At 70.6% G+C, this 21,517-nt stretch carries 26 protein-coding genes; 14 read left to right on the top strand and 12 right to left on the bottom strand.

The annotated features are described in order from the left end of the window. Positions 1 to 17: 17 nt before the first annotated feature. Genes ureG through BXA11_RS23345 form a run of 3 tightly spaced genes read left to right on the top strand, consistent with a single transcriptional unit; the run spans position 18 to position 2,051 of the window. Positions 18 to 731, top strand: a complete 714-nt coding sequence (gene ureG, locus BXA11_RS23355) for an urease accessory protein UreG (RefSeq protein ID WP_076437845.1) — start codon at positions 18 to 20, stop codon at positions 729 to 731. Between the two features lie 5 nt (positions 732 to 736). After that, positions 737 to 1,558, top strand: a complete 822-nt coding sequence (locus tag BXA11_RS23350) for an urease accessory protein UreD (protein ID WP_076437843.1) — start codon at positions 737 to 739, stop codon at positions 1,556 to 1,558. 10 nt (positions 1,559 to 1,568) lie between these two features. Then, positions 1,569 to 2,051: a hypothetical protein gene (locus BXA11_RS23345; protein WP_143734467.1), complete on the top strand. Its 483-nt coding sequence runs from the start codon at positions 1,569 to 1,571 to the stop codon at positions 2,049 to 2,051. A gap of 6 nt (positions 2,052 to 2,057) precedes the next feature. Here BXA11_RS23345 and era read toward each other — a convergent pair whose 3' ends face one another. The 7 genes from era to BXA11_RS23310 all read right to left on the bottom strand — a co-directional run bounded on the left by era (position 2,058) and on the right by BXA11_RS23310 (position 7,458). Then, complete coding sequence (gene era, locus BXA11_RS23340; protein ID WP_030506292.1) at positions 2,058 to 2,969, bottom strand: GTPase Era; 912 nt, start codon at positions 2,967 to 2,969, stop codon at positions 2,058 to 2,060. A 1-nt stretch (position 2,970) separates the two neighbouring features. Next, positions 2,971 to 3,306 (bottom strand): cytidine/deoxycytidylate deaminase family protein, encoded by a 336-nt coding sequence (locus BXA11_RS23335; RefSeq protein WP_076437838.1) that lies wholly within the window; start codon positions 3,304 to 3,306, stop codon positions 2,971 to 2,973. Then, positions 3,303 to 3,956, bottom strand: coding sequence for a hypothetical protein (locus BXA11_RS23330; RefSeq protein WP_076437836.1), 654 nt, complete (start codon positions 3,954 to 3,956; stop codon positions 3,303 to 3,305). Before BXA11_RS23330 ends, BXA11_RS23335 begins: the two co-directional genes overlap by 4 nt. Before the next feature lie 286 nt (positions 3,957 to 4,242). After that, on the bottom strand, positions 4,243 to 5,538 hold the full coding sequence (locus BXA11_RS23325) for a hemolysin family protein (protein ID WP_030506295.1): 1,296 nt from the start codon (positions 5,536 to 5,538) through the stop codon (positions 4,243 to 4,245). Then, positions 5,535 to 6,008 carry an rRNA maturation RNase YbeY gene (ybeY, locus tag BXA11_RS23320; protein ID WP_076437834.1) on the bottom strand — a complete coding sequence of 158 codons (474 nt, stop codon included), beginning with the start codon at positions 6,006 to 6,008 and terminating at the stop codon, positions 5,535 to 5,537. Before ybeY ends, BXA11_RS23325 begins: the two co-directional genes overlap by 4 nt. A gap of 28 nt (positions 6,009 to 6,036) precedes the next feature. Further along, positions 6,037 to 7,059: a PhoH family protein gene (locus BXA11_RS23315; protein WP_076437832.1), complete on the bottom strand. Its 1,023-nt coding sequence runs from the start codon at positions 7,057 to 7,059 to the stop codon at positions 6,037 to 6,039. 54 nt (positions 7,060 to 7,113) lie between these two features. Next, positions 7,114 to 7,458, bottom strand: coding sequence for an HIT domain-containing protein (locus BXA11_RS23310; protein WP_030506298.1), 345 nt, complete (start codon positions 7,456 to 7,458; stop codon positions 7,114 to 7,116). A gap of 244 nt (positions 7,459 to 7,702) precedes the next feature. Here BXA11_RS23310 and BXA11_RS23305 point away from each other — a divergent pair, with 244 nt between their 5' ends. Then, positions 7,703 to 8,182 (top strand): SigE family RNA polymerase sigma factor, encoded by a 480-nt coding sequence (locus tag BXA11_RS23305; protein WP_051761368.1) that lies wholly within the window; start codon positions 7,703 to 7,705, stop codon positions 8,180 to 8,182. Further along, the gene (locus BXA11_RS23300; protein WP_076437829.1) at positions 8,179 to 8,847 is read left to right on the top strand and encodes a hypothetical protein; all 669 of its coding nucleotides are present in this window, start codon (positions 8,179 to 8,181) and stop codon (positions 8,845 to 8,847) included. Before BXA11_RS23305 ends, BXA11_RS23300 begins: the two co-directional genes overlap by 4 nt. A gap of 36 nt (positions 8,848 to 8,883) precedes the next feature. Here the strand turns inward: BXA11_RS23300 and BXA11_RS23295 are convergent, their stop codons facing one another. From BXA11_RS23295 to hrcA, 3 genes are read right to left on the bottom strand one after another with little or no spacing between them, the layout of a single operon-like run. Next, positions 8,884 to 9,618 (bottom strand): 16S rRNA (uracil(1498)-N(3))-methyltransferase, encoded by a 735-nt coding sequence (locus BXA11_RS23295; protein WP_030506301.1) that lies wholly within the window; start codon positions 9,616 to 9,618, stop codon positions 8,884 to 8,886. A 9-nt stretch (positions 9,619 to 9,627) separates the two neighbouring features. Next, complete coding sequence (gene dnaJ, locus BXA11_RS23290; protein ID WP_076437827.1) at positions 9,628 to 10,764, bottom strand: molecular chaperone DnaJ; 1,137 nt, start codon at positions 10,762 to 10,764, stop codon at positions 9,628 to 9,630. Continuing rightward, on the bottom strand, positions 10,765 to 11,778 hold the full coding sequence (gene hrcA, locus BXA11_RS23285; protein ID WP_030506303.1) for a heat-inducible transcriptional repressor HrcA: 1,014 nt from the start codon (positions 11,776 to 11,778) through the stop codon (positions 10,765 to 10,767). Positions 11,779 to 11,935: 157 nt separating this feature from the next. On the opposite strand from hrcA, the gene BXA11_RS23280 reads away from it, so the two are divergent. After that, entirely contained in the window at positions 11,936 to 12,601 is a 666-nt protein-coding gene (locus BXA11_RS23280; protein ID WP_083744516.1) for a hypothetical protein, read from the top strand. A gap of 18 nt (positions 12,602 to 12,619) precedes the next feature. Further along, positions 12,620 to 13,420 (top strand): DUF3097 domain-containing protein, encoded by an 801-nt coding sequence (locus BXA11_RS23275; RefSeq protein ID WP_076437825.1) that lies wholly within the window; start codon positions 12,620 to 12,622, stop codon positions 13,418 to 13,420. Here the strand turns inward: BXA11_RS23275 and hemW are convergent. After that, the gene (gene hemW / locus BXA11_RS23270; RefSeq protein ID WP_076437824.1) at positions 13,417 to 14,637 is read right to left on the bottom strand and encodes a radical SAM family heme chaperone HemW; all 1,221 of its coding nucleotides are present in this window, start codon (positions 14,635 to 14,637) and stop codon (positions 13,417 to 13,419) included. The two genes, BXA11_RS23275 and hemW, sit on opposite strands and share 4 nt — an antisense overlap. 443 nt (positions 14,638 to 15,080) lie before the next feature. On the opposite strand from hemW, the gene BXA11_RS23265 reads away from it, so the two are divergent. From BXA11_RS23265 to BXA11_RS23255, 5 genes are all read left to right on the top strand, one after another. Beyond that, positions 15,081 to 15,971 carry a CDP-diacylglycerol diphosphatase gene (locus BXA11_RS23265; RefSeq protein WP_076437822.1) on the top strand — a complete coding sequence of 297 codons (891 nt, stop codon included), beginning with the start codon at positions 15,081 to 15,083 and terminating at the stop codon, positions 15,969 to 15,971. 192 nt (positions 15,972 to 16,163) lie between these two features. Continuing rightward, positions 16,164 to 16,301, top strand: a complete 138-nt coding sequence (locus BXA11_RS43275; protein WP_159454831.1) for a hypothetical protein — start codon at positions 16,164 to 16,166, stop codon at positions 16,299 to 16,301. Positions 16,302 to 16,337: 36 nt separating this feature from the next. Further along, positions 16,338 to 17,849 (top strand): recombinase family protein, encoded by a 1,512-nt coding sequence (locus BXA11_RS23260; protein ID WP_076437819.1) that lies wholly within the window; start codon positions 16,338 to 16,340, stop codon positions 17,847 to 17,849. A gap of 505 nt (positions 17,850 to 18,354) precedes the next feature. Continuing rightward, a complete protein-coding gene (locus BXA11_RS43270; RefSeq protein ID WP_159454830.1) occupies positions 18,355 to 18,510 on the top strand; it encodes a hypothetical protein in 156 nt (51 codons plus the stop codon). Continuing rightward, on the top strand, positions 18,507 to 19,904 hold the full coding sequence (locus BXA11_RS23255) for a replication initiator (protein ID WP_076437816.1): 1,398 nt from the start codon (positions 18,507 to 18,509) through the stop codon (positions 19,902 to 19,904). The genes BXA11_RS43270 and BXA11_RS23255 overlap by 4 nt, the downstream gene beginning before the upstream one ends. Positions 19,905 to 20,102: 198 nt before the next feature. Here BXA11_RS23255 and BXA11_RS23250 read toward each other — a convergent pair whose 3' ends face one another. After that, on the bottom strand, positions 20,103 to 20,372 hold the full coding sequence (locus tag BXA11_RS23250) for a GntR family transcriptional regulator (protein ID WP_076437814.1): 270 nt from the start codon (positions 20,370 to 20,372) through the stop codon (positions 20,103 to 20,105). A 131-nt stretch (positions 20,373 to 20,503) separates the two neighbouring features. Here BXA11_RS23250 and BXA11_RS23245 point away from each other — a divergent pair, with 131 nt between their 5' ends. Together BXA11_RS23245 and BXA11_RS23240 are read left to right on the top strand one after the other, a co-directional pair. Continuing rightward, complete coding sequence (locus BXA11_RS23245; protein WP_076437811.1) at positions 20,504 to 20,845, top strand: hypothetical protein; 342 nt, start codon at positions 20,504 to 20,506, stop codon at positions 20,843 to 20,845. 82 nt (positions 20,846 to 20,927) lie between these two features. Then, on the top strand, positions 20,928 to 21,158 hold the full coding sequence (locus tag BXA11_RS23240; RefSeq protein WP_143734466.1) for a hypothetical protein: 231 nt from the start codon (positions 20,928 to 20,930) through the stop codon (positions 21,156 to 21,158). Positions 21,159 to 21,517 lie beyond the last annotated feature (359 nt).

Below are 21,517 nucleotides of genomic sequence, written 5' to 3'. Positions count from 1 at the left end.
AAGGAGCAAATACCTCCATGGGCGCTCACCACGACGATCTCCACGACGCGGCCGAGCCGGACGGGCGGGCGCTCCGCCTCGGCATCGGCGGGCCGGTCGGCAGCGGCAAGACCGCCCTGGTGGCGGCGCTGTGCCGCAGCCTCGGCCCCTCGATGCGGCTCGGGGTCGTGACCAACGACATCTACACCACCGAGGACGCCGACTTCCTCCGTCGCGCGGGAGTCATCGACCCGGAACGGATCCTCGCCGTGCAGACCGGCTGCTGCCCGCACACCGCCATCCGGGACGACATCGCGGCCAACCTGGACGCCGTCGAGACGCTGGAGGAGCGGTTCGGGCCGCTCGACCTCGTGATCGTCGAGAGCGGCGGCGACAACCTCACCGCCACGTTCAGCCGGGGCCTGGCCGACCGGCAGATTTTCGTGCTCGACGTGTCGGGTGGCGACAAGGTGCCGCGCAAGGGCGGGCCGGGGGTGACCTCGGCCGACCTGCTCGTCGTCAACAAGACCGATCTCGCGCCGATGGTCGGCGCCGACCTGACCGTGATGTCCCGCGACGCGGCGGCCGTACGGGACGGCAAGCCGGTGCTGTTCACGTCGATCAGGGAGGACAGGGGCGCGCACGCCGTGGCGGAGTGGGTGACGGACATGGTCGACGCCTGGCGGCACGAGCACGGCGAGCCACACCACCACCCCGTTCACGGCGCCGCCCAGCAGGCTCAGGCGTCCTGACCGGCATGACGGCGGTCACCGCGCGTGCGCTGATCAGGACGGAGGCCGCGGACGGAGGCCGGACCCGGCTGGAGACGCTGCGGTCCGACCCTCCGCTGACGCTGCGGCAGACCGGCCCGCGGCGGGTCCACCTCGTCTCGACGGGCGCGGGACCGCTGCGCGGCGACCGCCTCGACCTCGAGGTGGACGTCGCCCCCGGCACCTCCCTGGAGGTCCGCTCGGTGGGCGCCACGCTGGTGCTGCCGGGTCTCGCGGACACCCCTTCGGTCATGGTCGTTCGGGCGCGGGTCGGCGCGGGCGCCACCCTGCACTTCTCCCCCGAGCCGACCGTCCTCGCCGCCGGATGCGCCCACCGCCTCGTCGTACGGCTCTCGCTCGCCGAGGACGCCACGGTCTTCTGGCGGGAGGAGATCGTCTTCGGGCGGCACGGCGAACGGCCGGGGCGCGGCCACGCGCGGTTCGACGCGACCGTGGCCGGCCGGCCCCTGCTCCGCCAGGACCTCCTGGTGGGCGAGGAGGCGGTGGACGGCAGCCCGGCCGTCTACGGGGACGCGCGGTGCGTCGGCTCGACCCTGCTCGCGGGACCCGCCTGGGCTCCGCCCGCCGTGCCGGACGTCAAGCGCGAGCGGCGGGCCGTGCTGGGGGACGGCTGGGCGGCGCTGCCGCTGGCCGGTCCGGGCGTGCAGGTGTGCGCGCTCGGCGCGGACGCGGTCCAGCTCAGGGAGCGGCTGCGGCGCGGCGAGGAGGCGGCGGGCGCCTCCCCGGCGTCGGGCCCGGACGGCTCGCACGGCACGCCAGGGGCTGAAACCGGGGGCCTCGACCCGTAGCCTGGTGATCGTGTCGGATCCCACGCAGCACCCCGGCGGTCCGCGGCGAGGCACCAGCGTGGCCGGCGTCCTGCGGGCCGTCGGCGTGTTCGTCGCGGGGTTCGCGCTGGCCGTGACCGCGCTCCTCCCGTGGGCGGGCCTCACCGCCGAGTTCGGCATACTCAACACGTCGCTCACGCACGCCGTGCGCGGCGTGGACGCGGGCCCCGGCTGGTTCGTGCTGGGCGCCGGGATCACGGCGATGCTGCTCGGCGTGCTCGGCGCGGCGCGAAACTGGCTGTTCACCGGGCTGGCGATCCTGCCCGGCGCGGTGGCCGCCTTCGCGCTGGCCATGTTCCTCGCCGACCCGCGCGACCTCGTGGGGCGGCTCGACTTCCAGGTCTCCGGGCTGCTGCGGGTGCACCCGACGATCCAGTACGGCTGGTTCGCCGGCCTGCTGGCCTCGGTCGCGCTGGCCGTGCTGGCCGCCGCCGCGCTGCTGCGCCGCCGGTGACGGCCGTCAGTCGTAGAAGCCGAGACGCCGCAGCTGCTTGGGATCGCGCTGCCACTCCTTGGCGATCTTCACCCGGAGATCGAGGTAGACGCGGGTGCCGAGCAGCGCCTCGATCTGCTGCCGGGCGCGGGTGCCCACGTCCTTGAGCCTCGCACCGCCCGGGCCGATCACGATCGCCTTCTGCGAGGGCCGCTCGACGAACATGTGCGCGTACACATCGAGGAGGTCGTCGCGGCCCTCCCGGGGGTTCATCTCCTCCACGACCACCGCGATCGAGTGAGGCAGCTCGTCGCGCACGCCCTCCAGCGCGGCCTCCCGGATCAGCTCGGCGACCAGCACCTGCTCCGGCTCGTCGGTGAGTTCCCCGCCGGCGTACAGCGGGGGCGACTCGGGCAGCCGCTTGACGAGCACGTCGGCGAGGACGTCGAGCTGCTCGCCGCCCTGCGCGGACACCGGGACGATCTCCGCGAACTCGGCCAGCGCGGACACCGCGAGAAGCTGGTGCGCGACCTGCTCGCGGGTGGCGAGGTCGCACTTGGTGACAACCGCCACGACCGGGGTCTTCTTGACGGCGGCGAGCTTGTCGACGATGAACCGGTCGCCCTTGCCGATCGGCTCGTTCGCCGGGACGCAGAACCCGATCACGTCGACCTCGGTGAGCGTGGACAGCACCAGGCTGTCCAGCCGCTCGCCCAGGAGCGTGCGGGGACGGTGGAATCCGGGGGTGTCCACGATCACCAGTTGGGCGTCCGGCCGGTGGACGATGCCGCGGATGGCCCGCCGCGTGGTCTGCGGCTTGGACGAGGTGATCGCCACCTTGGTGCCGACCAGGGCGTTCATCAGCGTGGACTTGCCGACGTTGGGCCTGCCGACGAAGCAGGCGAAGCCCGCACGGAAACCGCTCGATTCGGCGTCCACGTCAGATGTACCGGCCCTTCAGGGAGCCGTCGGGGGCGGCCAGGAACAGCGTGCCGTTGCCCATCTCCTCGACGACGGCCACGTCCTGCTCAGCCGGGTCGTCGGCCTCGGTGACGATCGCCGCCGCCTCCAGGGACTTCGCCCCGCTGGACACGGCCATGGCCACGGCCGCCTGGAGGGCCGAGAGCCGGAGCGAGGGCAGCGCCACCGTGGTCGCGGCGTACGTCCGGCCGGTCTCGTCGCGCACCGCGGCGCCCTCGGGGGTGCCGCCGCGCGCCCGCGCCGACCTGGCCAGCGTGATTATCTTGTTGTCCTCGGGGTCCAGCGTCTGTGTCACGCGTCAAGCGTACCGACCTCGCGGACGAGCAGCCGTGTCAGTTCGGCCGTGCGGGCGGGGTCGGGCGGGGTCAGGCCGGCGTGCACGAGCGCGATCAGCGTGTGGCCGGAGCGGGCGACGACCAGGTGCATGCGGTAGGGGTAGCCGCCGACCCTCCCGGACAGGGCCCGGCCCGCCGCGTCCGGCCCGCCGATGCCCGGCAGCGGCGTCCGCGCGGTCAAGCGGTCGTACGGCGTGCCGTCGTCGGCCGTCGCGCAGCGGGAGAGGGCGTCGCGGAGCGCGGCGAGATGCCCGGCCGCCTCGCCGCCGTCGTAGACGGCGACGCCGACCCCGGCGAGCTCGCCCGCGTGCGCGCCCTGGTAGGTGGCGGCGGTCGTGCCGCTGAGCCCCTCGCGCGGGGGCCTGCCCGCGGCCGCGTCGAACAGCAGGCGGCACGCGCGGGCGCGGGGACGGAACGGCGGACGCCAGGGGGACCGCGCGTGGCTGAAGAACTCCTCGGGAAGGCCGTCCATCCGGCCGAGCACCGTCGGCGGACGCCTCACCTCGGCCTTGTGAGGCACCCGGACGGGGGCGTACGCGACCCCGCCCGCGCCGCAGGCACCGGTGGCCAGGACCAGGCAGCCCGCGACGGCCGCGTGGACGATGCGCATACCCGCCTCCCCGCTTTGCCGGAGGTTGTCCTTCCCCGGACCGCGAGCGGGTAATCACATTGCGTAACCGATACGGAATCAATACGGGGCTCCCACCCTGAACGGGTGAGAGCCCCGCACCGATTACGGATCCCCCAGAGGAGGCTCCGGAGCGCCGCGAACCCCTCCCGGCGCGCCGGACTCCCCAATGAGACGCCCCGAACCCCTTCTGAGCGCCTGGGATCACAATGGCCGGTCGCGCTTGCAACTCGCTTGAAGGACGCTTGCAGCCGCGGACGGCGACGGGTCACTCGTGGTCGGCGCCGGCGGCCACGACCTCGTCGCCCGTCGCGAGCTCCTCGCGGCGCACGACGACCGTGCTGATCCGGTTGCGGCGTCCCGCCAGGTTCTCGGCCGTCAGGCGCAGGCCGCCGACCACCGCCTCCGAGCCCGCGATCGGCACCCGGCCCAGGGCGTGCGCCAGCAGGCCGCCGACCGTGTCGACGTCCTCGACCTCGATCTCGGTCTCGAACAGCTCGCCGAGCTCGTCGACCGGGAGCCGCGCGGTCACCCGCACCGCCCCGTCGTCCAGCCATTCGACCCGCGGGGCCTCCTGGTCGTACTCGTCGGCGATCTCGCCGACGATCTCCTCGATGACGTCCTCGATGGTGACGAGCCCGGCGGTGCCGCCGTACTCGTCGATGACGATCGCGAGGTGGATCTGCCGCGCCTGCATCTCGCGCAGCAGTTCGTCGATCGGCTTGCTCTCCGGCACGTACGTCGCGGGGCGCATGAGCTCGTCCACCCGCACGTCGCCGTCGCCGGTGTCCTGGATCCGGCGGACGATGTCCTTCAGGTAGGCGATGCCCACCACGTCGTCCTCGTTCTCCCCCGCCACCGGGATGCGGGAGAAGCCGCTGCGCAGGGCCAGCGAGAGCGCCTGGTGCAGCGTCTTGCCGCGCTCGATGAAGACCATGTCGGTGCGCGGCACCATCACCTCGCGCACCAGCGTGTCGCCGAGCTCGAAGACCGAGTGGATCATCTCCCGCTCGTCGGGCTCGATGACCCTGCGCTGCTCGGCCAGGTCCACGAGGTCGCGCAGCTCGGCCTCGGAGGTGAACGGGCCCTCGCGGAAGCCCTTGCCGGGAGTGAGCGCGTTGCCGAGCAGGATCAGCAGCTCGGGCAGCGGTCCGAAGATCCTCGTCAGGCCGTACACGATGGGCGCGCTCGCCAGCGCCACCGGCTCGGCGTGCTGGCGGCCGAGCGTCCGCGGCATGACCCCGACGATGACGTAGCTCACCAGGATCATCACCACGGCCGCCACGGTGTACGCCTGCCCGCGGTCGCCGAGCCAGTCGATGAACAGCAGCGTCGTGATCACCGTCGCGACGAGCTCACAGCTCAGGCGCAGCAGAAGCACCAGGTTGAGGTAGCGCGGCGGGTCGGCGACGATCGCCTGCAGCCGCACCGCGCCGCGCCGGCCCTCCTTGACGAACTCCTCAGCGCGCACCCTGGAGATGCGGGTCAGCGCCGTCTCCGCGCTCGCCAGCAGACCACCTGCGACGATCAGGAAGACGGCGGAGAGCAGCCAGCCGTCGTTCACGGCTTACGCCGCACCTCCCGCCAGGCGCCGAGCAGCTCGTCCTGCAGCCCGAACATCTCGGCGTGCTCCTCGGGCTCGGCGTGGTCGTAGCCGAGCAGGTGCAGGATGCCGTGCGTGCACAGCAGCTCGAGCTCGTCCTGCGCGCTGTGCCCGGCCTCGGCGGCCTGCTTGGCCGCCACCTGGGGGCACAGCACCACGTCGCCGAGCAGCGCCGGGTCGGGAGCGTCGTCCTCGTCCCGGCCGCCGGAGTTGGGCCGCAGCTCGTCCATGGGGAAGGCCAGCACGTCGGTCGGGCCCGGCTCCCCCATCCACTGCTCGTGCAGCTCGGCCATCGCCGCCTCGTCGATCACCAGGATCGACAGCTCGGCCAGCGGGTTGATCCCCATCCGGCCGAGGACGTGCCCGGCCAGCTCGACCAGCGCCGATTCGTCGACCTCGACGCCGGACTCGTTGGCCACCTCGATGCTCACGGGGTCTCCTCACCCGTCATGGTCTCGCTCACCGCCGGTTGTTCCGCGGCCGCTTGTTGATCGCGCGCGGCTCCGACGCCATCGCGGCGTCGTATCGGCCGTAGGCGTCGACGATGTCGCTCACCAGCTTGTGCCGTACGACGTCCGCGCTGGTCAGCCTGCTGAAATGGATGTCCTCGATGCCCTCGAGGATGTGCTGGACGACCTTCAGGCCGCTGTCCTGGCCGCCGGGCAGGTCGATCTGGGTCACGTCTCCGGTGACCACGATCTTCGAGTTGAACCCCAGCCTGGTCAGGAACATCTTCATCTGCTCGGGCGAGGTGTTCTGCGCCTCGTCCAGGATGATGAAGGCGTCGTTGAGCGTACGTCCGCGCATGTACGCGAGCGGCGCGACCTCGATCGTCCCCGCCGACATCAGGCGCGGGATGGAGTCGGGGTCGAGCATGTCGTGCAGCGCGTCGTACAGCGGCCGCAGATACGGGTCGATCTTCTCGTAGAGCGTGCCTGGCAGGAAGCCGAGCCGCTCCCCCGCCTCGACGGCGGGGCGAGTGAGGATGATCCGGTTGACCCGCTTGTTCTGGAGGGCCTTCACGGCCTTCGCCATCGCCAGGTACGTCTTGCCGGTGCCGGCGGGGCCGATGCCGAAGACGATCGTGTGCCTGTCGATCGCGTCGACGTACCGCTTCTGGTTGACCGTCTTCGGGCGGATGGTGCGGCCCCGCGCGGACAGGATGTCCAGGGACAGAACCTCGGCCGGACGGTCGGTGGCCTGCCGCAGCATGTGGATGCTGCGCTCGACCGCGTCGGGGGACAACTCGGCACCCGAGCCGACCAGCTCCACCAGCTCCTCGAAGAGGCGCACGACGACGCCGCTCTCCTCGGGACTGCCGGTGATCGTGATCTCGTTGCCCCGCACGTGGATGTCGGCGCTGAAAGCGCCCTCGATGACCCGCAGCAGCTCGTCACCCGACCCGAGGAGGCTGACCATCGGCTGCCCCTCGGGGATGACTACCTTGGCCTGGGTCTTGTGCATGTGCTGTGACTCGGACATGGGCGGCCCTTGCGGCCCTGATCGCCTCCCTAGCTCCCTCCCCACTTTAGCCGCTCAGCCGGGGGGCCAGGTGAGGCCCCGGCCGCCGAGAACGTGCGCGTGGACGTGGAAGACCGTCTGCCCGGCGCCCTCCCCGGTGTTGAGCACGATCCGGTAGCCGGTCTCGGCCACGCCCTCCTGCACGGCCACCGCGTGGCAGGCCTTGAGCAGGTCGTCGGCGAGGCCGTCGTCGGCCGCCGCCAGCGCGGCGGCGTTATCGTGGTGGGCCTTGGGCACGACGAGGACGTGGGTGGGGGCCTGCGGGTTGATGTCGCGGAAGGCCAGCGCCCGCCCGGCCTCCAGGACGATGTCCGCCGGGACCTCCTTGGCCACGATCTTGCAGAAGAGGCACTCGCTCACGCGCGAAAGCCTAGCCGTTGACGGTAGTTGATGACTGCAATGATCCCCCCGGCTAGTGTGAGTGTGCGAGACTGCACCAGAAAACCCCCCTAGTGTCGGGCGAGGACACCGCTGGGCCATGCCCCCTCATGATTCGGAAGAACGTAAACCCCCCGGGGATGACGAGCGTCCTATTGATGTGACCACCGAGACCCTCGTGGCCGACAGGTCGTTGGGAGCGGTGCCCGTCGGATGGGATGCCGACATGGCCGTGACGGCGCTCTACAGCGCTCACTATCGGTCACTGGTGCGTCTCGCCGTGCTGCTGGTGCGTGACGTGGCCAGCGCGGAAGAGGTCGTTCAGGACGCGTTCGTCGCCCTTCATGGCGCCTGGCGCAGGCTGAGAGACACCGACAAGGCACTGGCCTACCTTCGCCAATCGGTCGTGAACCGATCGCGTTCCGTGCTGCGGCACCGAGCGGTCGTCGAGAAGTACGCGCCCAAGGGGCTGCCCGACGCGCCGAGCGCGGAGAACGGCGCAATCGGTGAACTGGAGCGTTCGGCCGTCATCGAGGCGCTTCGCGGCTTACCCAACCGCCAGCGCGAGGCGCTGGTGCTGCGATACTACGGCGACCTGTCGGAGGCCGAGATCGCACACGCGATGGGGATCAGCAAGGGCGCCGTGAAGAGTCACACGGCCCGCGGCATGGCCGCACTACGGATGGCACTGGAGCAGTTCTCATGACCTTCCCTCCCGACGACGAGTACGGCGAGTTGCTCCGCCGTGCCCTGCGCGCGGAGGCGGACTCGGTCGTGCCGTCTCCCGATGGACTCGAAATCATCCGCGGGCGGATCGACCAGCGCGGTCTGCGCGGCCTGCGGCACTTGCTGTGGTGGCGCGTCGGAGCGGCCGCCGCCGGCGCCGTGCTCGTGGCGGGCGCGGTCGTGATGGTCGTCCCCGACCTGCGCGACCAGGTGGCGCAGTCGACGGGCATCGCCCCCGCCGGCGACGAACGCGTGGACAAGGGGGACACCTCGTCGGTGACCCGGCCGCCCCACTCGGCGCCCTCGCAGCCGGTCGTGATCGTGCCCGTCACGCCGAGCCCGTCCCGCCAGCGGCCGAGCCCGTCCCCCACGCGCAAGACGGGCGCGACCACCAGGCCGTCGCCGTCGCCGTCCGATCCCTGCGTCACGCCCACGCCCCAGGCCGGGGTGATCGAGCCCGACGCGGCCCTCCCCCCGACGTGCTCGCCCGCGTCGGTGACGCAGCAGCCGCCCGTGGTGACGCCGTCGGCCTCGCGCCGTCCCTCGTCGGCTCCGCACACGAAGTCCGCGCCCCCGGTCACCCCGAGCACGACGCCACCGGAGACGACGACACCCGACCCGGCGAGCCCGACGCCCTCCCCCTGACCCCCGGTCATCGGCCGGGGGATCCGCGGCCGGCCGTCACCAGCGGCCGCAGCGGGACAGCAGGACGGCCGCCGCGGCGACGCCCGCCGTCGAGGTGCGCAGCACCGTCGGCCCCAGCAGGGCCGGCGTGGCTCCCGCCGCCCGCAACGTGGCGATCTCCTCGTCGGTGACGCCGCCCTCCGGGCCGACGACCACCACGATGTCGCCCGGCTCCTGCGGCAGGGGCAGACGGCTCAGCGGCTCGGCCGCCTCCTCGTGCAGGACGACCGCGAGCGCCGCCGCCGAGACGAGCGAGCCGACCGCCGCGGTCGTGGCCTGCTCGGTCACCTCGGGCAGATGGAAGCGCCGGGCCTGCTTGGCCGCCTCGCGGGCCGTACCACGCCAGCGGGCGAGGGCCTTGGCGGCCCGGTCGCCCTTCCACTGGGTCACGCACCGGGAGGCGGCCCAGGGGACGATCACGTCGACCCCTGCCTCGGTCATCATCTCGACCGCGAGCTCGCCCCGGTCGCCCTTGGGCAGGCCCTGCACGACCACCAGCCTCGGCCGGGGCGGCGGAACCTCGAACCGGCGCAGCACCTCGGCGGTCAGCGAGTCCTTCCCCGCCGCCGTGACCGTGCACTCGGCCACCCGCCCCGCGCCGTCGGTCAGGTCGATCCGCTCCCCCGGCCGCAGGCGGCGTACGGCGGCGGCGTGCCGCCCCTCGGGCCCGTCGAGGACGATCGTGTCCGCCGCCTGGCCGGCCGCGTCCGACAGGAACACGGGAACAGTCATGCGATCAGCTCAGCGGCCGTTGAAGGCGTCCCGCAGGCGGGAGAAGAAGCCCTGCTGGCCCGGGGAGAACTTGCCGGGCGGACGCTCCTCGCCGCGCAGTTTCGCCAGCTCGCGCAGCAGCTCCTCCTGCTGCGGGTCGAGCTTGCCCGGCGTCTCGACGTTCACGTGGATCAGCAGGTCGCCCCTGCCGGTCTCGTTGAGCCGCTGGACGCCCTTGCCGTACAGGGGGATGACCTGGCCGGCCTGAGTGCCGGGCCGGATGTCGATGTCCTCCGTGCCGTCGAGGGTCTCGATCGCGATCGAGGTGCCGAGCGCCGCGGCCGTCATCGGGATGTGAACCGTGCAGTGCAGGTCGTCGCCGCGCCGCTCGAAGATCTGGTGCGGCCGCTCGACGATCTCCAGGAACAGGTCGCCGGGAGGCCCGCCACCGGGGCCGACCTCGCCCTCGCCGGCGAGCTGGATGTGCGTGCCGTCCTCGACGCCGGCCGGGATCCTGACCTTGATCGTGCGCCGGGTCCGCACCCGTCCCTCGCCCGAGCACTCCATGCAGGGGTGCCGGATGACGCTGCCGTACCCGCCGCACTGGGGGCAGGGGCGTGAGGTCATGACCTGACCGAGGAACGAACGGGTCACCTGCGACACCTCGCCGCGCCCGTGGCACATGTCGCAGGTGTCGGGGTGCGTGCCGGACGCCGCCCCGGAGCCCTGGCAGACCTCGCAGACCACGGCCGTGTCGACCACGATCTCGCGGGTCGTGCCGAAGGCCGCCTCCCCCAGGTCGAGCTCGACCCTGATGGTGGCGTTGCGGCCCCGGCGGGCGCGGGAACGGGGCCCCCGCGCGCCGCCCGCCGAGCCGAAGAAGGCGTCCATGATGTCGCTGAACGGGAAGCCCGCGCCGAAACCGCCGGCTCCGGCCCCGGCTCCCGCGCCGCCGAACGGGTCGGCGCCCATGTCGTACATACGGCGCTTGCCCGCGTCGGACAGCACCTCGTACGCCTGGTTGATCTCCTTGAACCGCTCCTGGGTCTCCGGATCGGGGTTGACGTCCGGGTGCAGCTCACGGGCGAGACGGCGGTATGCCTTCTTGATCTCTTCCTGGCTGGCGTCGCGCCGTACGCCAAGGGTCGCGTAGTAGTCGTTGGACACTTATGACCCCGCCAGGATCTGGCCGACGTACCGCGCCACCGCGCGCACCGCACCCATCGTCACCGGATAGTCCATTCGTGTCGGGCCCAGCACTCCGAGCCGGGCCAGTTCTCTGTCGCCCGAACCGTATCCGGCGGCCACGATAGAGGTGCCGCGCAGCCCGCTGTAGGGATTCTCGGATCCGATTCTGACGGTGATGTCGGACAGCCCGCCGGTCTCCCCCAGCAGGCGGATGAGGACGACCTGTTCCTCCAGCGCCTCCAGCACGCCGCGCAGGCCGACGCTGAAATCCGCGGCTGCGAGGTTGGCCGTACCGGCGAAGGCGATTTTCTCCTCGTGCCGCTCCACGAGCGTCTCCAACAGCACGGAAAGGATCGTGGCCGCCACCGGCCTGTCCTCCGCGGGCAGCCGCTCGGGCACATCGGCCACGGTCTCGGGCACCTGGGACAGCCCGCACCCGTCGAGACACGCGTTGAGCACGGCGCGCAGGTTGGCGATCCGGTCGTCGGCGATGGCCTCGGGCAGGTCGACCATCCGCTGCTCGACCCGTCCCGTGTTGGTGATCAGCACCAGCATGACTCGCCGCTCGGCGATCGGGACGATCTCCACATGGCGCACCGACGACCTGGTGAGCGAGGGGTACTGGACCACCGCGACCTGCCGGGTGAGCTGCGCGAGCAGCCGCACCGTGCGCATGACGATCTCGTCGAGGTCCACGGCCCCGGCGAGGAAGGTCTCGATGGCCCTGCGCTCCGCGCCCGACAGCGGCTTGATCTGCGACAGCCGGTCGACGAACAGGCGGTATCCCTTGTCCGTCGGCACCCTTCCGGCACTGGTGTGCGGCTGGGCGATGTAACCCTGCTCCTCCAGCGCGGCCATGTCGTTGCGGATCGTCGCCGGAGAGACGCCGAGGTTGTGCCTGTCCGCCAGGGCCTTGGACCCCACCGGCTCGTTGGTGGACACGTAGTCCTCGACGATGGCGCGCAGGACGGCGAGCTTGCGGTCGTCGAGCACTGTGCCACCTCCCTGTGCCTGGAAACACCGACTCTGGCACTCTGTGTTCCCGAGTGCCAAGTGTACGGCTACCACCCCACGTGGTGCGATAACGCGGAGGCACCAGGACAAGCGAGCTGCAAATCGACCGCAAGCCGCATGGTCGACTCTTCACCCCATGCACGAGAATCAGACCTTCCCGCCGGCCGAGGCGACCATGCGGGTGCCCCGCCCCATGATGCCCCCGGCGCCGGCCGGCGCGACCTTGCGGCTGCCGCATCCCTCTCCCCCGCCGTACGCCGGCTCCCGGCCGGTCCGGCCGCGGCTGCTGTGGGTCTTCCTCTCCTGGGCGCTCTTCGTCGTCCTGCTGGTGGCGGGCGTCGGCGGGTTCGCCGGCGGCCTGTTCTCCACGCTCGGCGACGCCGCACCCGCCACCGTCTTCTCCGGCGGGCAGTCGGTGAGCGTCGCGCTCGACCCCGCGGACAGGCCGGCGATCTACGCGGCCGTCGACCAGCCCACCGACGTCCGCTGTCAGCTCGGCGACGGCACCGATCCGCGGGTGCGGCTGACCCGCCCGGCCGTCTCGCAGACCTTCACGCTGAACGGCACGACCTGGGAGCTGCTGTTCGAGGCCGGCGTGCCGGAGGCGGGCACCTACCCGCTCGCCTGCGAGGGCGACGGGGTGCGCTTCGGTGTCGGCAAGCAGCTCGCGGGCGCGGCCGGCCTGCTGGTGGGCGGCGCCGTCGCGCTGCTCGCCCTGCCCACCGTCGGCTTCCTGGCCGCGCTGATCGTGACGATCGTCGTGCTCGCCCGTCGCTCCGCGGCCCGCCGTCGCAGGGCGTGATTTGCTAGCGTTCCCCGCATGTACGGGCGGGACGTGCTTTCCGGAGACTGGCGGCGGCCACGGCGAGGGCAGATCCCCGAGATCCCGGCCGAGCCCGGCCTCGTGGTCGAGGACGCCGAGGGCCGTTTCTGCGGCGCCGTGGTGGCCTGCGACAAGGAGGCCGTGACACTGGAGGACCGGTTCGGCCGGCGGCGGGTGTTCCCGCTGACGCCCGCCGGATTCCTCCTCGAAGGCGAACCGGTGACGCTGGTGCGCCCTCAGGCCGGCGCGAAGGGGCCGCTGCGGAGCGCCTCGGGGTCGATCGCGGTCGAGGGCCTGCGCGCGCAGGTCGCCAGGGAGAGCCGCATCTACGTCGAGGGCGTCCACGACGCCTCGCTGGTGGAGAAGATCTGGGGGCACGACCTGCGGGTGGAAGGGGTCGTCGTCGAATACCTGGAGGGTGTGGACGACCTCCCGGCGATCGTCGAGGAGTTCGGCCCCGAGCCGGGCAGGCGGCTTGGGGTGCTCGTGGACCACCTGGTGCCCGGATCGAAGGAGAGCCGCATCGCCGCCCGGGTGTCCGGAGACGACGTGCTCATCGTCGGGCATCCGTTCGTGGACATCTGGCAGGCGGTCAAGCCCCGGGCGCTCGGCATCCCCGCCTGGCCGGACGTGCCGCGCGGCGTGCCCTGGAAGGAGGGCGTGATCGACGCCCTCGGCTGGCGGATGGACCCCCAGGAGGCGTGGCGGCACATCCTGGGCCGCGTCACGACCTACGCCGACCTGGAGCCCGAGCTGCTCGGCCGCGTGGAAGAACTGATCGACTTCGTCACGGGCTAAGGTGTGAGGTCCCGCACCAGGGCGTCCGCGAGCAGCCTGCCGCGCAGCGTGAGCACGGCCTGTCCCGACTTGAACGCCTCCACCTCCAGCAATCCGTCCGCCAGCGCCCTCGCACACGCCGTACGCGCCTGGGGGGCGAGATCGGCGAGCGGGAGGCCCGAGGCGAGGCGCAGCTCCAGCATGACCCGTTCGACGGCCCGGTCCTCCGCCGACAGCACCTCACGGGCGTGCGCGGGCGAGGCCCCGGCCGCCAGGCGGGCGGCGTACGCCGCGGGGTGCTTGACGTTCCACCAGCGGGTGCCGCCGACGTGGCTGTGCGCCCCCGGCCCGGCCCCCCACCAGTCGCCGCCGGTCCAGTACAGCAGGTTGTGGCGGCAGCGGGCCTCGTCGCCCGCCGCCCAGTTGGAGATCTCGTACCAGCTCAGGCCCGCGGCCGTCAGCATCTCCTCGGCGATCAGGTAGCGGTCGGCCGCCACGTCGTCGTCCGGCATCGGCAGCTCGCCGCGCCGGATCCGGGCGGCGAGCCGGGTGCCGTCCTCGACGATCAGGGAGTACGCCGAGACGTGGTCGGGCCCGGCGGCCAGCGCGGCCGCCAGGGAGGCCCGCCAGTCGTCGTCGTTCTCCCCCGGCGTGCCGTAGATCAGGTCGAGGTTGACGTGCTCGAACCCGGCTTCGCGGGCCTCCCGCACGGCCTCGGCGGGCCGGCCGGGGGTGTGCCGCCGGTCGAGAACGGCGAGGACGTGCTCGCCCGCGCTCTGCATGCCGAAGCTCACCCGGGTGAACCCGCCCGCCCGCAACTCCTTCAGGTAGGCCGGGTCCACGGACTCGGGGTTGGCCTCGGTCGTCACCTCGGCGCCGGGCCGCAGGCCGAACTCCTCGCCGATGGCGTCCAGGATCCGTACGAGGTCGGCGGCGGGCAGCAGGGTCGGCGTGCCGCCGCCGAAGAAGACGGTCTCCACGGGCGGCGCCGCGTCTCCCAGCACGCGCCGGGCCAGCCGGATCTCCTCGACCGCTGTGGCGGCGTAGTCGCGCTGCGCGGCGCCGGGCCCGAGCTCGGCCGCCGTGTAGGTGTTGAAGTCGCAGTAGCCGCAGCGTGTCGCGCAGAACGGCACGTGGACGTAGAAGCCGAACGGACGGGAGCCGAGCCCGTCGAGGGCCCCGGACGGCAGCTCGCCGCTCGCGGGGACGGGATCGCCGTCGGGAAGCACTGAAGGCACGCTCTCCAGTCTGCCGTCACTCGCGCCCTGCCCTCGACGCCCGATCTGGGATTACTGCCGGAAAGCAGCGCTGTATACAGCTTTTTCGCACTCGCCCGAATATCGCGCGATATGCAGGGCCGGATCATTCTCCTGGGCGCCCGCCCGGCCACTGCCGCAACGCCGCGACAAATCATCGCATTTTCGGCGCCGGTTGCCCGTTCACGCCGGGAAGCGGAACACCGGACGATTCTCGCGGCACCCGGGGAAGGGTTTCGGTCTTTCCTGCGGAAACTCAAGCCTGCGCCAGGGGCTTTTACCGGCCGTCAGGGAGGGGATCAACCTGGCCGAGTGCGTCGATCTTTGATTGACGAGGCCGTTTCCGGTCCCGCGTACGGGCGGAACCGCGGTGCGCGCGGAAATCGCGGCAAAAGGGCATCAGATGCGGGTTGTCGGGGGTAATCATGCGTGAAAGCGACCGGGCGAACGACGAGGCGAGCGAGCTGACGCGGCGCCGGTTCATCCAGTTCTCCAGCCTGGCGGGCACCACCATTCTCGCGGGCGGGGGCATTCTCGCCGGCGCCGAACATGCGCTGGCCGCGGCTTCGTCGGCATGCGCCAAGGGCCCCGATCCCAAGAAATGCGGCAAGACCACCGACTCGGACTCTCTCTGGCAGCACATGCAGAAGTGTCACAGCAACAACACCTGCCTGCAGAACCACGCCGACTACGTGGTGATGGGCGGCGCCAAGAGCAAGAAGAAGTACGTCAACTACATCCTCGTCCCCACCGAGCGGGTCAACGGCATCGAGTGCCCGTGGATCTGCGACAACAGCGCACCGAATTACTGGAGCGCCGCCGACTACTATGCCACCCAGCCTCCCACCGTGGTTCCCACCCCGGTGGGATTGGGGATCAATTCGAAGCAGGCCAGAGATTTCGACCAGTTGCACATTCACATGGCACGGGCGCGCTGGGAGTCCTGGCACGACCTCGCCGCCCAGGACAACCTGGCCGCCAGAACCGTGGCGAACTGGGCGGACTCGCGCGTGTCGGTCCGGGGCTTCAGCGAGACCCTCGGGATCATTCCGCACACCTACCGCGTGCTCATCTGGCCCGGATTCACGCACGACAACCTCTTCGCCATGCTCAGGAGCATGCTGGTCCGGGCCCTCGGACACGGAGCGACGACCGCCAAGGCCCAGGCGATCATGCAGTACCAGACGCTGATCGTGATACCTCGGCCCGCCGGCGGCTACTACATCGTCAACAGCGAGAAGGCCGTGCGCGACCCGAACAACCCCAAGCTGGTGGGAACCGACACCTGCGACCCCCTGCTTCTCATGCATCCGTGACCCGTCACCGCCCACCCCGCCGCACGTGGGCGGGGCGGGCGATGCCCCGGCGGCGCGGTCGCGCCACCGGGCCGGTCTCCAGGCCGCTGCCGGCCGCACCCCGCCATTGACGGCCTGATCACCCCGGTCTACGATCGCGGCAATTTACAGGAAACTTTCCTATAAAAAGGCGCTCGGGAGGCCGGCGTGCTCATGAGAAGGACCCTCGCCGTGGCGGTCGCCGCCACCCTGATGGCCGGATTAGCGCCGGCAGCGGCCCAGGCCGCCACCGGCGGCGGGGACCGCTACAAGCGGGTGGCCTACTTCATCCAGTGGGGCATCTACGGTTAGAACCTTCCTTGGAGTGCAAACTTCGAGGAGGCCCCCATGGCAGAGGTTGTCCCTGTCGTCTCGTACGCGCGCATCTCGTCCGACGGCCGGGGAGATGAGCACGGCGTACAGGATCAGCACAAGGTCAACCGACAGACGGCCGGGCGGCTCGGCTGGACGATCGTCCACGAGTTCACCGACAACGACAAGTCCGCCGCCAAGGCCAACGTCGTCCGCGACGCCTTCGAGGCGATGGTCAAGGCGCTGCGCGCCGGACGCCTCGCGGACGGGACACCTATAGAAGGTGTCGTGATCGTCGCTGAGGACCGGCTGGCACGCCGTCCCGGCGACTACGAACGCTTCGTGGAAGCCTTCACCTACCGCGACGGACGGGTCTTCGCCGACGCACGCGGGCCGAAGGACCTCTACAGCGAGGACACCGAGAGCATGGGCCTGTTCGGGGCCGTGATCTCGAAGATGGAAGTACGGAAGATGCAGCGGCGCATGCGCCGCTCTCACCGGGCACGGGCCGAGCAGGGCGTACCGGTGGGCGGCCCTCGTCCGTTCGGCTGGCTGGCCGATCGCGTCACCATTCATCCCGAAGAGGGGCCGCTGCTGCGCGAGGCGGTAGACGCAATCATCGCCGGGGGCTCCCTGCGCGCGATCGTGATGAAGTGGCAGCAGCTCGGGGTGCGGACGACACGGGGGAACGAATGGTCACGCCGGTCCCTGCGGGCCACCCTGTCCAGTCCCCGGCTCTGCGGGTGGCGGGAGATCAACGGTGAGCTGGTCCGCGACGCTGACGGCAACCCGGTGATGGGCAAGTGGGAAGCCCTGATCACGCCCGACGAACTGCTTGCCGTGCGGGCCGCCTTCGAGCGGACCTCCCGAGAGAAGGCCGATCAGTACGCGGCCCTGGGGATGCGCTTCGATCAGCGGGAGCACCGCTACCTCCTGTCGGGCATCCTCCGGTGCGGCAAGCCCAAGGGCGATGGGACCGGCATCTGCAACGCGCCCCTGCGGGTTCGGCCGGCGCGCGGAGGGGTTCACCTCTACGTCTGTCCCGCACCGAGTGATGGCGGATGCGGGGGCGTCGGACGGCGCGGTGACCGGGTGGACGTGTTCATATCCGAGCTGGTCCTGGCGAAGCTCGACGAGTCCCCCGACGCGGACACGGAGGACGTCCCGTGGGCCGGTGAGCAAGAGCTGAACGACAAGAAGGAACAGCTCGCCGAACTCACCCGGCAGTGGAACGCGCGCACGATCAGCAACGAGCTGTTCTTCATGCTCGTCCCGTCGCTTGAGCAGCGGATCAACGAGTTGCGGCGGGAGGGCCAGGCGTTCACGGCGGCCAAGGAGCGCAAGCGGGCTCGGCGCATCGTTGACGGGGCCGACATTAGGCGGCGCTGGTATCTGCCCGAGGACCAGGGCGGCCTCTCCATGGGCACGAAGCGCGCGATGGTCATGGAGGCGTTCCACGCGGTGATCGTCCATCCCGTCGGCAAGGGCATGGGGTCGTGGGGCAACTTCGACCCGAACGCGCTCGAACCCGTCTGGCGCGAGGACTGACGCCCTTACCTCGGCGTGACATCTGCCTTCCCCTCCTCCCTACGCAGACATACGTCAGCAAACGCCAATGGACGCCAGTGAACGCCAGCAAACAACGGTGGACAGTCCCGAGAAGGGCCATGCGCGGAACGCTGACCTGGATAGATACGTTCTCCGGGTGGTACATCTGAAAGGGCAAGGGCTCCGTCCGCGACAGGGCGGAAAGACATTCACAACAGCGAGCTACCGGCCGCGACAGATTCGAGCACAGGGGAACCACCGGGCAAACGACAAAACAGATAAGCCGTTCCGCTGGAGGGACCCGGCCCAGCGGTAGGCCCCCTGGACGTGCTCACCGGTTCACCGTCGCATAAACACTCCACATATCGCCTCGCTGAAAGCACCACCGCACTACAGACCTGCTTTCGGTCTGCTCTGCGCTGGTGCTTTGTCTTTCCCGGGTTCGCGCGAGGGGGCTTCCTACGAGGAAAGGAGGTCTCCGCTGGTACCCGAGGAACTGGGTCCAATGGCTGCGCTGGCTGAGGAGTGGTGCAAGCGGCAGCTCGAACGCTCGCCCCGGTGGGGCGTAAACAAGTGGCGGCGGCTCGCCGCCATCCACGGTGCCGAGTACGTCGGCGACGCGCACGACACCGCCTCCGACAGCGAGAGGGATGCCGCGTGAGCGAACTCCCTCCCCTCTCCCCCGATGTTCTGGCCGCCGCCCAACGCGCCGCCATGCCGGACTTCGCCCGGTGGCAGGAGATGGTGCGCGCGACGGGCGGCTGTGCCCAGCCGATCCGGATCCAGGGACGCCGGATCACCTTCGATGCCGGGTTGGAAGTGCTGGACGTCTACCGGACGGCCGACGAACCGACCGGGTATCTGCTGACCGCGTGCGGCAATCGGCGCGCGTCCCGGTGCCCGGCCTGCTCCGAGGTCTACCGGGACGACACCTATCACCTGATTCTGTCCGGCCTGCGCGGCGGCAAGGGCGTCCCCGAGGACGTCAGCGCCCATCCGCGCGTGTTCGCCACGTTCACGGCCCCGTCGTTCGGCGCGGTCCACGCTCGTCGGATGAAGGGAGACAAGGTGCTGCCGTGCCGTCCTCGGCGGGACAACCCGGTGTGCGAGCACGGCAGGCCGCAAGGCTGCGGGGTCCGGCACAGCGAGGATGACTCCCAGGTCGGGCAGCCGATCTGTGTGGACTGCTACGACTACCGGGGCGCGGTCCTGTGGAACGCGCACGCGGGTGAGCTGTGGCGGCGCTTCACGCAGGCGCTACCGGCGACCTTCGCCCGGCACCTCGGCGTCTCACGGGCCGAACTTCGGCGGCGGCTGCGGCTGTCGTACGCCAAGGTCGCCGAGTATCAGGCGCGGGGCCTGGTCCACTTCCACGCCGTAATCCGCCTCGACGGACCGGACGGGCCGTCCGATCGTCCGCCGGACTGGGTGACCGTGCCCGTGCTCCAGGAGGCGATTCGGGAAACCGCGGCTGCGGTCTCGGTTCCGGTGCCGGACGAAGACCCGTCGTTCGTCGGCCGATGGGGAACGCAACTCGACGTGGACCCCATCTATGTCGCGACGGGGTTGGAGGGCATCGCCGATCAGCGGGTGGCGGCGTACATCGCGAAGTACGCGACGAAGGGAGCTGAGTCCGCCGGGACCGTGGACCGGCCGATCCGCAACGCGGCCGACGTCGCGCGACTCGACGTCACCGAGCACGCGCGGCGCATGATCTACACCTGCTTCGCCCTGGCGAACGATCCGACCTACCGGCTGATCCCATTGCGGCAGTGGGCGCACATGCTCGGGTACAGGGGCCACTTCTCGACCAAAAGCCGCCACTACTCGACCACCCTCGGCGCGCTGCGACGGGTGCGGGCCGATCACCAGGCCGAGCGGGCGCGGGAACGGCGTGGCCTGCCTCCGCGTGATGAGCGGGAGATGCTGACGGTCGGCCAGTGGCGCTTCGCCGGGAGCGGGTACCGGAACGGTGAACATCTGTGGGCCGAGTTGATCCGGCAGCGCATCGCCACCGCGCGCCGGATCGCCCGTGAGCGGGGAGAGTCGGCCTGACCTTGCCGGATGTGTGGGCGGGAGTGGTGCGGCCGGCGCAATGCCGTAGGCACCCGAAGGGCCGCGAAGCGGTTGGGCCGGCGGCGCCACGGCGGAACGCTACTGCCCTTGGCCCATGGGCTCTACGCTGGGTGCGCCTTCCATCGTCTCGCTGACAACCGATAGAAGGCTGAAGGCCCCCGATTCGTTCGGGGGCCTTCACTCGTCTTCGGTGTCTCTCCGGGGTGGGCCGCCGGTCTCGGGGTCGGCGACGAAGGTTCCCTTGCCGAGCACGGTGTAGACGTCTCCGGCTTTGAGCAGTTCGTTGATGACGCGGCGTGCGGTGCCCTTGGCGATGCCGAACTCCTCGGCCATGCGGGGTTCACCAGGGATGGGGTGTCCCACCTGGTATTCGCCCGTCCGGATACGCCGTCGTATCTCTTCGAGGACGGCTTCCCATTTGAGCTGGTCAGGCCGGAACTCGATCACGGGCTCAAGAGTAGGAACGAAAGCGTTCCATGTCGTTACCACAGGTACCTAGAGGTACCTATAACAAGGGCTAGGTAGGAGTAGGAAGGTTGGCGTACGCTCAACCCGTCAGCGAGACAGACGGGAGAGACATGCGCCAGATCACAAACGGCAACCGAACCGCCAACCAACAGGCGGGCATCCTGGCCACCCTCGGCGACCTGCTCCGATCCCAAGGGGTCCGCACGCGGTTCATCAGCCACATCACCCTGCGGATGACCGGCTTCCCGGTGCAGGAGAAAACGGGCTGTGAGCTGGACGTCTACGACTTCGGCGGACAGGTCGCGACGGTCACCATCGATCAGGAGAACAAGCCGCGCCGCTTCCTGATCAAGCTGCCGACGTCCGGGACCGTGGTTCCGCTGCCCTCGGTCGACCAACCGCAGTCCACCGTCCGGTGGATCGTCGGCTGGGCCAACGGCGGGGCACGGTGAGGCGGCGATTCTGATGGCAGCCACCGTCGTGGACCCGGACGAGTGCCTGAGTCCGCACTGGGAGATGCGCCAAAAAGATCACGTGAAACTCGTATGGCACAAGCCGTTCGAAGGGGTCGAGCGCGTGCGAGCGCTCGCCTGGACCTGCGACTGCCGGGCCGTCGTCTACGAACTGCTCCAGGCCGGCGGGCAGGCGTTCATCCGCAAGACCACCCAGACCGAGCCGACACCAAAGGTCAAAGAGACACACCGCTGGCCCATAGAGGAGGCACGCAGGGTATGGCATGCCCTGCTGCTCGGCGAGATGCGATAGACGGTCCAGCGCTCATGCGGCCCCGCTCACTCGGGCGGGGCCGCATCTGTGTCTACGACCCGCGCCACTCCTCCCCCGCCCCCGATAGCTGCCGACATCAGTGGCCCGACCGAGGTGTCAATGCCGTCTTCGCGTGTCCGTCCACCAACGACGTACACCGCCACCCAGCACCCAACCCGCACAGACGGCGTTGACGCCGACCAAGGGCCACGAACAATCGAGCAGCGGGGGCAGGCACAATCTACGTTCATTGGCACGTTCCAGGACGAATGGGAATCATTCATGCCATAAGCCAAGAAGACGCAACTATCCCCTCAGGCGCTATGCCGATAACCAGGGCTGCACTTACCTCGTGTTGC

Source organism: Microbispora rosea (assembly GCF_900156315.1).
GTDB classification, from domain to species: Bacteria; Actinomycetota; Actinomycetes; order Streptosporangiales; family Streptosporangiaceae; genus Microbispora; species Microbispora rosea.
This window is presented reverse-complemented; position numbering and strand designations above follow the sequence as displayed.